The organism is Actinomadura sp. (assembly GCF_044508335.1).
Taxonomy (GTDB): Bacteria; Actinomycetota; Actinomycetes; order Streptosporangiales; family Streptosporangiaceae; genus Spirillospora.
Genome location: NZ_JBIQHY010000057.1, coordinates 30,193 through 39,291 on the forward strand (window position 1 = coordinate 30,193; position 9,099 = coordinate 39,291).

Here is a 9,099-nt window from a genome sequence, read left to right on the forward strand (position 1 = left end):
AGCGGCAGGCAGTAACAGCAGGCAGTAACAGCAGGCAGTAACAGCAGGCAGTAACAGCAGGCAGTAACGGGCGAGCAGGGCCGTCGGCGGTGACCGTGGGAAGCGCGACGGCGGGGCGAAGGAGACGGGCTGTTGGCAGCGTACGCGGCGTCCTCCCCGCGGCCGGCGTTCTGGGCCGCGCTCGACCCCGCGCAGCAGTCCGCGCTGCGCGACGTGGCGCGCCCCCGGCAGTTCCCGGTGAAGGCGCCCCTCGTCTACCAGGGCGACGAGTCCGACCACGTGATCATCATCGAGCGCGGCTGGGCGAAGGTCACCTCGTCCACCGCGGACGGCCACGACGTGGTCCTGGCCGTCCGCGGCCCCGGCGACCTGATCGCCGAGAGCGCGGTGCTCGGCGGGCGGCCGCGCGCCGCGACCGTCACCGCGCTGTCGCCGATCCGCGCGCTCGTCGTGCCCGCCGCCCGCTTCACCGGGTTCCTGGACGCGCATCAGGACGTGTGGATGCTCGTCACCGGCACGTTCGTCGAGCGCATGGACGAATCCGGCCGCCGGGTCACCGCGAACGTGACGAGCCGCGGCCCGCAGCGCCTCGCGCAGCTGCTGGCGGACCTCGCCGAGCTGTCCGCCCAGCACGCGCCGCCCGCGCCCGACGGGTCGATCGAGATCGGCCCGCCGCTGTCCCAGGAGGAGCTGGGCAGCTGGATGGACGCGTCCCGGGAGACCGTCGCGCGCGCCCTCAACGGCCTGCGCCGCGAAGGGCTGATCCGCACCGGCTGGCGCAAGATCATCGTGATGGACCTGCCCCGGCTCCGCGAGTTCTCCAAGGAGAACGACTGACGGGCCCGCCCCCATGACGCGGCCGCATGGCGCGGCCGCGCGGCTACATCACGGGGCGGATCTCGACCGTCGGGCACGACGGCCAGGTCTTCGCCATCGCGACCGCCTCGTCCAGGCCGCCGACCTCGACCTCCACGTAGCCGCTGACGACCTCCTTGCCCTCCACGAACGGCCCGTCGGTCACGAGCGGTTCGCCCCCGCCGAGCCGGACGGTGGTCGCCGTCTCGCCGCCCTGCAGCCGGGTCTTGTGGACGATCCGGTCGGCGTGCTCGTCCAGCCACTTCTCGACCCTGGCGTACAGGTCCTGCTTCTCGTCCTCGGACCTCGCCTCCCAGTCCTCCGCGTAGCGCGCGTTGTCGACGAACATCAGCACATACCTCATGCGCCTCACCTCCTGCCCTGAAGACGAACGGCGGCGCGGCGGATCCGACACCCCGCACATAGGATTTCCCGGGTGAGCGGTGCGGGAACGAGCGGCGACGGCTACCACCACGGCGACCTGCGGCGGACCATCATGGCGGCCGCGGTCGCGGCGATCGCCGAGTCGGGCCCGGCCGGGTGGAGCCTGCGCGAGCTGGCCCGCCGCGCGGGCGTGTCGCACGCCGCGCCCGCGCACCACTTCGGCGACAAGGCGGGCCTGCTGACCGCCGTCGCCGCCGAGGGGTACGGCCTGTTCGCGGACGCCCTCGAAGCCGCGGGCGACGACCTGCACGCGGTCGGCCTCGCCTACGTCCGGTTCGCCGTGGAGCACCGGGCGCACTTCGAGGTGATGTTCAGCCCCGGCCTCTACCGCGCGGACGACCCCGGGCTGGTGGCCGCCCGCGCCCGCGCCGGCCGCGTCCTCGCCGAGGGCGTCCGGGACGTGTCACCGGGCCGCCCGGAGGACGCCCGCACGCGCGGTCTCGCCGCCTGGTCGATCGTGCACGGCTTCGCGCACCTGTGGCTGAGCGGCGCGCTGCCGCCCGACCTGGGCGACGACCCCGTGGCCGCCGCCGCCCCCGTGATCGGGCACCTCTTCAAGCCCTGACCTGCCAGCCCTGACCTGCCAGCCCCGACCTGCCCGACCTCCAAGCCCTGACCGCCGCCCCTCACGCGGTCGGCGGCGGCCCGAGCAGTTCGATCCCGTGCCGCGCCGCGACATGGCCCAGCGCGCCGGGATCGCTCGGCCCCGGGTCGGGCAGGCGCCGCTCCGCCGCCGGCTCGCCCGCCTCGGCGGCGAAGTGCTCGAACCCGCCGGGGGTCGTCAGCCGGAGTCGCCCGGCCCACGGTGACCGCCGCGTCCGGCTCCAAGCCCGCGCTGCTCAAGCAGGTCCTCGACCAGGCTCTCGCCGGGGACGACGAGCCCGTGCCGGTCGCCGACCGCCCGTGGTTCCGACCGGTCTGGGACGCCGCGACGCCCGCCGCGACGCTCGACGCCTACGCGGACGTCTGCATGCTGATCGGCGCGCGCGGCGCGGATCTTCGAGACGGTGCGGCGGACGCCGCGCCGGAGACGGCCGAGCTGTGGCGGACGGTCCGCGCCAACCGGCGGGCCGGCGCCCGGATGGTCGTCGACCACCTGGTGGCGCTCGGCCCGCTGCGCCCCGGCCTCGGCGTGGAGCGGGCCGTCGACGTCCTGTGGACGTTCAACGACCCCGCCCACTACGGCGCGCTCGTCCACGAGTCCGGATGGCCCGAGCCCGAGTTCCGCGACTGGCTGGCCGGCGTCATGCGCGCCGCCCTGCTTCCGGGGTCAGCCGGATGTCGAGGACTTCTCCTCAAGGGCCGGGCGGTCGCCGCCGGCGTCCAGCGGCGGCCGCTCGGGGACGGCGGCCAGGTCGGCCCGGAAGCGGCGGTTGAGCGCGGCGCGCAGCCGGCCGGACGCGCTGCGGGCGCGCGGGCTCTCGATGCCGTCGATGGGCGGCGGGACGTCCAGGTCGACGGCCGGCGCCGGGCGCGGATCGGTGATCGCGGCGATCGCCTCGTCCGGCAGCGGCCGCTCGACCTCGCTGAAACCGCCGTCCGGCGACTGCCGGATGATGCCGGTCTCCAGCCCGTGCGTGGCAAGGCCCAGGTCGCGGCGCTGCAGGCCGACGCAGATCCGGTAGGCGACGCTGTAGGCGATCACCGGCCCGAGGATGATCAGGAAGCGGAAGAACCAGGTCGTCCAGAACAGCGAGATGTGGAACCGGTCGGCGAGGACGTCGTTGCCGCCCGCGAGCCACAGCGTCCCGTAGAAGACGATGCCGGCGAAGCCGATGCCGGTCCGCGCGGGCACGTCGCGGGGCCGGTCCAGCAGGTGGTGGACGCGGTCGTCGCCGGTCACCCAGCGTTCCAGGAACGGGTAGGCGGCGAGGCCGGTGAACAGCAGGCCGGGCACCACGAGCGCCGGGATGAGCACGCTGAGCGCCACCGTGTGGCCCCACGCGTTGATCTCCCAGGCGGGCATGATCCGCAGCGCGCCCTCCAGCCAGCCCATGTACCAGTCGGGCTGCGAGCCGGAGCTGATCGCGCCCGGGTCGTAGGGGCCGAACAGCCACACCGGGTTGATCTGGACGAACGCGGCCAGCAGCGTGGTGACGCCCAGCAGCCACAGGAAGAACGCCGTGGTCTTGGCGATGAACACCGGGAAGAACGGGTAGCCGCGGACCGTCGTGTTGGTGCTGCCCTTGCCGGGGAACTGGGTGTGCGTCTGCCGCCAGGTCAGCACGATCGCGTGCAGCGGGATGAGCGCCGCGAGGATCCCGGGGATCAGCAGCACGTGGATGACGTACAGGCGCGGGATGATGTCGGTCCCCGGATACTCCCCGCCGAACAGGAACATCACCGCGTACGAGCCGACCAGCGGGATCGCCGCGAGGGCGCCCTCCAGGATGCGGATGCCCGTGCCCGACAGCAGGTCGTCCGGCAGCGAGTAGCCGAACAGCCCGTTCAGCATGACGAGCACGAGCATGGCGACGCCGATCAGCCAGTTCAGCTCGCGCGGCTTGCGGAACGCCCCGCTGAAGAAGTTCCGCAGCATGTGCACGAGGATCGCCGCCATGAAGATCAGCGTCGCCCAGTGGTGCATCTGCCGGACCAGCAGCCCGCCCCGCACATCGAAGCTGATCTTGAGCGTGGAGGCGTACGCCTCGCTCATCTCGACGCCCTTCAGCTTCGTGTAGGAGCCGTTGTAGACGACCTCCTGCATGCTCGGCTTGAAGAACAGCGTCAGGTACACCCCGGTCAGCAGGATGATCACGAACGAGTACATCGCGATCTCGCCGAGCAGGAAGGTCCACTGGTCCGGGAATGCCTTGCGCAGCGCCTTGCGGGCGAAACCGGCGGTGCCGAACCGATCGTCCAGCGCCCGCGCCGTGGCGTCGACCGCCCCGCCTCGCGTCCGCGGCATCGTCCCCGCCATCGTCACCATCCCTCCGTCGTACTTCTGCGCATAAGACGGCAAAGGACGGGCGAATGTGACACTTGGAGATGTGCGCCCTGTCACACGGCCTGTCACACGGCCTGACGCGCGGGCCTGACGCGCGGGCCTGTCGCACGGGCCTGTCGCACGGGCCTGTCGCGCGGGCCTGTCGCACGGGCCTGTCGCACGGGCGGGCCGTGCTCCGGGCTCAGCAGGCGGATGCGGCCAGGCGGCTGCGGCGCTGGTAGCGCGGCCGCCAGGTGACCCGGTAGCAGAGCCGGATCGGCGGCGGCATCAGCCGCAGCACCGCGCGGCGGATGGAGTCGGAGGCGCCGTCGAGCAGCCAGGGCAGGAAGGTGCCGAGCTCCCGGAACCCCAGCTCGCGGCGGAACTCCACGTCGAAGGTGCCCCATTCGAAGGGCGTCAGGGTCTCCTGGATCAGCGGCAGGACGTTCGACTCCTTGAAGTCCAGGAGGGCGTTCAGCGATGCGCGCAGCTCACGCGCGTACCGGGAGAACAAGCGGCGGTCGCGGTGCTCCAGGGCGGCGTCCACGCCGTCGATCAGCGGGATGACCCGCAGCGTCCGCACCGCGAGGGCGTCGAGGACGACGCCGACGCGGCCGAGATCGCGGTCGGGCGCCTGCTCGTCGGCGTCCTTGGCGTACATCACCGTCCACAGGGCGCGCTTCTCGGCGTTGTCCTGGATCCGCCAGTAGGAGGTGAAGAGGGACCAGGTGTTCGCGACCGCCGCCCCCTCGGGCCCGGTCGCGGCCTCCAGCCGGGCCGCGTCGCGGCGGAACGCCTGGTACGCGGCGTGCAGCATCGTCAGGTTGTACTGTCTGGCCACGCTTTCCATGCCGCCTCCTCGACCTCCGCGCCGGTGCCGCCATGAAGTAGACGCTCAGGGCGCCTCTCAGCGTGACGCGATCTGGAGCCTGACGACTGTGACGTGCCCCACGCCGGACGATTCATGCGATCGCGGGCTGGCGGGGGCGGTGGGCCAGGGGGCCGTCAGGTCGGTGCAAACCGGATCGGCTGGAGATCCCGGGCGGGCCTTCCTTGTACATTGGCGGGGACGTCCGTCAGGAACGGGACGTCCGTCAGGAAAGGGTGCGTGAATGGCTGTTGAGGCGGTGGGCGTCGATATCGCGTCACTGGTGCTGCGGTTGTCGGTCGGCGGCACGCTGCTCGCGCACGGCTGGAACCACGCGTGGGGCGGCGGCCGGATCCCGGGGACCGCAGGCTGGTTCGAGTCGATGGGGCTGCGGCCGGGCCGCCTGCACGCGCTGATGGCGACCGGCACCGAACTGGGCGCCGGCGTCCTGCTGCTGCTCGGCCTGGTCACCCCGCTGGCCGCCGCCGGCGCGGTCGGCACGATGGCGGTCGCGTTCGTCACCGCGCACCTGCGCAACGGCTTCTTCATCTTCCGGCCGGGGCAGGGCTACGAGTACGTCCTGATGATCATCATGGTGGCGTGCGCGCTCGGCGCCCTGGGCGGCGGGGCCGTGTCGCTCGACCGCGCGCTCGGGATCTCCGACGAGCTGTCCGGCTGGGCGGGCCTCGCGATCACCGCGCCGGCCGGTGGTCTCGGCGCCGCGCTGCTGCTGGCGGTGTTCTGGCGCCCGGCGAAGCAGACCGCCGACGAGTAGCGCGAGCGGGCAGGACCTGATGGCAGGGCCTGATGGCAGGACCTGATGGCAGGGCCTGATGGCAGGGCCTGATGGCAGGGCCTGATGGCAGGGCCGGCCTCCGCACACGGTGAGGCCGGCCCTGCTTCATCGGGAGCGGCTATCTCCAGGTGTCGTTCGCGGTGTGGCCGGACGTCCCCGTGGTGTAGGTGCGGTTGGCGCCGTTCTCCCATGTCACGGCACCCGCGTCGGTCTTCTTGATGTACTTGTACTCGATCCTGGTTCCGGCCGGCAGCGTCACCGTCCCGCTCCAGGTCGGGTAGCGGTCGGGGGAGAGCTTGATCGCCTTGGACGTATCCCAAGAGCCGAGCGCCGGGATGTCGCCGACGATGTAGACGCTCGTCCCCCAGGTCGTGGTGGCGTAGACGTTGAACGTGTCGGAGACGGTGGTGGGGGTCGAGGTGGGCGTCGAGGTCGGTGTCGCGCCCGACCGGGCGTTCACGTGGATCGCGACCGCGCCGTGCGCGGGGATCGTCACGGTCGCGTTGCCGCCGGACACCGACACCGAGGTGCCCGCGCATCCGCTCGCCCCGAGGCCGCCGGTGATGACGTCGCAGTAGACGCCGTCCGAGAGTCCCGTCCGGTAGGTCGCGGTCGACGCGCTGGACGAGTCGTTCAGCCCGATCCAGCCCTTCGAGCCCCGGTGGAACCCGATGACGCCGCTAGCCGTGGCGGTGAAGTCGGACACCGTCGTGGCGGACGCGGTGGCGTTGTGCCAGCCGACCATGCCCTTCATCCCGGTCGACTGGGTGACGCACTGCCAGCCGGCCGAGCAGTTCGCGTCCGTGACGAGGCCGCCGGAGCCGGCGGGCGGCGACTGCCCGGCGGACGACCACGTGAAGCCGTCGAACACCGACGGCCTGCCGTACGGGTAGGCCAGCATGAAGTAATTGGCCAGCACGTAGTCGGCGCCGTTCTTGTAGCTGAGCGTCGACCCGTCGCGCTCGGTGTCGTGGTTGGTGATCATGGCGAAGGTGTGGGCGCCGTCCGCGTCCAGCGACCACGACGGGATCCCCGACAGGTTCGACAGCGTGCCGTTCTGGAACTGCGTCTTCAGGCCCTGCGCGTAGGAGAAGCCGAGCACGTCGCCGTTCCCGGTGAACGCCGACGGCTTCAGTTCGGCGGTGCTCGCCCCCGGGACGACCTCCTGCGCGATGTAGGGGGCCTTCCCTTCGGCGGTCGTGGTGCGGAGCATGCCCTTGATGGCGGCGAAGTCGCTTTGCGCGATGTGCTTGGCGGCGTCGATCCGGAAGCCGTCCACGCCGAGCCCGAGCAGGTCGTTGAGGTATCCGGCGATCTTCCCTCGGACGTAGCTCGACTGGGTCTTGAGGTCGGACAGCGACACCAGTTCGCAGTTCTGCACCTCGGAGGTGTTGTTCCAGTCGTCAATGGCCGCGTCGTCGTCGTTGCAGTACCCGTCGCCGGCGTGGTGGAAGTCGCCGTAGCCGTACGGGACGGCGGGGTAGGAGAACCCGGCGGGATCGAACGCCGACCCGCCGTAGGTGGTGTTGAGCGTGTTGTTGTGGCCCGCCATGTGGTTGATGACAGCGTCCACGTAGACGCGGACCCCGGCCTCGTGGCAGGCGGCGACCATGGAGGCGAACTGGGCGCGGGTGCCGAGCCGGCTGGTCAGGCCGTAGGAGACGGGCTGGTACACCTCCCACCACGGGTGCGCGCCGTCGCTCGTCGAGGCGAGGCTGACCGACTCGGCGGGCGGCGCGACCTGGACGGCCCCGTACCCCGCGGGCCCGAGGTGGTCGGTGCAGGCCGCCGCGACCGACGGCCAGTTCCATTCCCACAGGTTGGCGGTGACGTCGCCGGCGTTGAGGGAAACGGCGGCGCGGGCGGAGGAGTCGGGGAGCAGGGCGGCGGCGGGCGCCGGCCCGACGAGGACGAGCGCGGCGGCGGCGAGCACGGACCGGCGGCGGAGGACCCTTGCGCGGGGCTTTCTAACGCGTTGCATGCGGCGAACTCCTGACACGAGGCGCTTGGCGGGCGCCTGGAGGGGGTGGGGGACGGCCGTCCGCGAGCACCGTGAGAATGCTCTCTTCTTGCAGTCCCGTCAAGAGCTTGCGCAAAATTTCAATCAACTTGCAGAAAGGTGACTTGCGGAATGGCGACAGCGGAAAGCCGAGGAAAGAGGGGCGGAGGCGGCGAGCGGGCTCAGGTCGTGGCCCTGGCACCGCCCGCGTCGACGCGTTCCCGCTGGGGGACGACGGTGTACTTGGGGTCCTCGGCCGACTGGATCCCGGCGTAGAAGATGCCGAAACGCGTGCAGGCCGAGCCCGCCAGGAGCGCCGCTCCGCTGAGCGCCGCCGCCGCGCGGCCGCGCCCCGCGAGCAGCACGCTCCCGGCGGTGCCCGCGGCCGACAGGATCTCGCCCGCGCGCATGAACCGGCCGGCCTTCCCCTTCTTGTACGGCTCGGCGGCCAGTCCGGCTCGGCGCTCCAGCAGCCGGGCCGCCGCCAGCTCCAGGGCGGCGCCGGACACGGCCGCGGTGCGCATCGGGCCCGTCTCGCGGACGGGCGCGGCGACCAGCGCCATCCCGGCCGCGGCGGCCGTCGCCGAACCGGCGAAGACGAACGGCAGCTCGCCCCGCCCCTCATGCCAGGCGGGCACCGCGGTGTCGGCGATCAGCACGGCGGTGTAGACGGTGACGGCGGGGCCGAGCGCGGCGGCGACGGCGGTCGCGGCCCCGCCCAGGTGCGGGAAGCGGCCCGCGGCGTCCAGGACCGCGGCGCCGCCCGCGGCCGGCCCGTAGGCGGCAAGGATCCACGAGCCCATGCTCATCGGCGAGGTCGGCTTCATCACCCGCAGCATGTTGTAGAAGCGCGCGGGACGTCCGAGGTCGTGGATCAGCGCGGCCGTCGATCCGGCGATGGCGGCCAGCGAGGAGATCTTCAGCGCCCGCGCGGCGGCGGGCCGCCCGGTGAGCTGCGCGCCCGCGGCCATCGTCGACCCGGCGCCGGCCAGGCCGCCGAGGAAGAGGTACGCGGCGACGTCGGCGGCCTTCCAGACCGGCGGGTTCAGGACGGGCAGGCCGTAGTAGGAGGTGAACTCGGCCTCCGGCACCATCGCCTTCTCACCGCGCCCACCGCGCCGGCGCCCCTGCCGGCCACCCTGCCGGCCACCGTGCTGGCCATCGCGCCGGTCCCCGCGCCGCCCGCCGTCGCGGGGCCGCAGGCCCCCGCC

Annotated in this window: 9 protein-coding genes; 3 read left to right on the forward strand and 6 right to left on the reverse strand. The window is 72.6% G+C overall.

Annotated features, from left to right (window positions below; genetic code table 11):
* Positions 1–132: 132 nt before the first annotated feature.
* The gene (locus ACIWVC_RS19890; RefSeq protein WP_396449247.1) at positions 133–837 is read left to right on the forward strand and encodes a Crp/Fnr family transcriptional regulator; all 705 of its coding nucleotides are present in this window, start codon (positions 133–135) and stop codon (positions 835–837) included.
* Between the two features lie 43 nt (positions 838–880).
* On the opposite strand, the gene ACIWVC_RS19895 is transcribed toward ACIWVC_RS19890, so the two are convergent.
* Positions 881–1,219, reverse strand: a complete 339-nt coding sequence (locus ACIWVC_RS19895; protein ID WP_396449248.1) for a YciI family protein — start codon at positions 1,217–1,219, stop codon at positions 881–883.
* Between the two features lie 72 nt (positions 1,220–1,291).
* On the opposite strand from ACIWVC_RS19895, the gene ACIWVC_RS19900 reads away from it, so the two are divergent.
* Positions 1,292–1,864 (forward strand): TetR/AcrR family transcriptional regulator, encoded by a 573-nt coding sequence (locus ACIWVC_RS19900; protein WP_396449249.1) that lies wholly within the window; start codon positions 1,292–1,294, stop codon positions 1,862–1,864.
* A gap of 216 nt (positions 1,865–2,080) precedes the next feature.
* Here ACIWVC_RS19900 and ACIWVC_RS19905 read toward each other — a convergent pair whose 3' ends face one another.
* The 3 genes from ACIWVC_RS19905 to ACIWVC_RS19915 all read right to left on the reverse strand — a co-directional run bounded on the left by ACIWVC_RS19905 (position 2,081) and on the right by ACIWVC_RS19915 (position 5,075).
* Positions 2,081–2,497, reverse strand: coding sequence for a hypothetical protein (locus ACIWVC_RS19905; RefSeq protein WP_396449250.1), 417 nt, complete (start codon positions 2,495–2,497; stop codon positions 2,081–2,083).
* Between the two features lie 72 nt (positions 2,498–2,569).
* The gene (locus ACIWVC_RS19910) at positions 2,570–4,219 is read right to left on the reverse strand and encodes a cytochrome bc complex cytochrome b subunit (protein WP_396449251.1); all 1,650 of its coding nucleotides are present in this window, start codon (positions 4,217–4,219) and stop codon (positions 2,570–2,572) included.
* 208 nt (positions 4,220–4,427) lie between these two features.
* Complete coding sequence (locus ACIWVC_RS19915; protein WP_396449252.1) at positions 4,428–5,075, reverse strand: hypothetical protein; 648 nt, start codon at positions 5,073–5,075, stop codon at positions 4,428–4,430.
* A 262-nt stretch (positions 5,076–5,337) separates the two neighbouring features.
* Between ACIWVC_RS19915 and ACIWVC_RS19920 the strand changes: the two genes are divergently transcribed.
* A complete protein-coding gene (locus ACIWVC_RS19920) occupies positions 5,338–5,868 on the forward strand; it encodes a DoxX family protein (RefSeq protein WP_396449253.1) in 531 nt (176 codons plus the stop codon).
* Positions 5,869–6,007: 139 nt separating this feature from the next.
* On the opposite strand, the gene ACIWVC_RS19925 is transcribed toward ACIWVC_RS19920, so the two are convergent.
* The gene (locus ACIWVC_RS19925; RefSeq protein WP_396449254.1) at positions 6,008–7,870 is read right to left on the reverse strand and encodes a carbohydrate-binding module family 20 domain-containing protein; all 1,863 of its coding nucleotides are present in this window, start codon (positions 7,868–7,870) and stop codon (positions 6,008–6,010) included.
* A 200-nt stretch (positions 7,871–8,070) separates the two neighbouring features.
* The gene (nrfD, locus tag ACIWVC_RS19930; protein ID WP_396454416.1) at positions 8,071–9,090 is read right to left on the reverse strand and encodes an NrfD/PsrC family molybdoenzyme membrane anchor subunit; all 1,020 of its coding nucleotides are present in this window, start codon (positions 9,088–9,090) and stop codon (positions 8,071–8,073) included.
* Positions 9,091–9,099 lie beyond the last annotated feature (9 nt).

What these genes read in the sequence shown, in the direction of transcription:
- ACIWVC_RS19895 (WP_396449248.1), bottom strand. Translation starts at nt 1,219, where the DNA reads ATGAGGTATGTGCTGATGTTCGTCGACAACGCGCGCTACGCGGAGGAC.
- ACIWVC_RS19910 (WP_396449251.1), bottom strand. Translation starts at nt 4,219, where the DNA reads ATGGCGGGGACGATGCCGCGGACGCGAGGCGGGGCGGTCGACGCCACG.
- ACIWVC_RS19915 (WP_396449252.1), bottom strand. Translation starts at nt 5,075, where the DNA reads ATGGAAAGCGTGGCCAGACAGTACAACCTGACGATGCTGCACGCCGCG.
- ACIWVC_RS19920 (WP_396449253.1), top strand. Translation starts at nt 5,338, where the DNA reads ATGGCTGTTGAGGCGGTGGGCGTCGATATCGCGTCACTGGTGCTGCGG.
- ACIWVC_RS19925 (WP_396449254.1), bottom strand. Translation starts at nt 7,870, where the DNA reads ATGCAACGCGTTAGAAAGCCCCGCGCAAGGGTCCTCCGCCGCCGGTCC.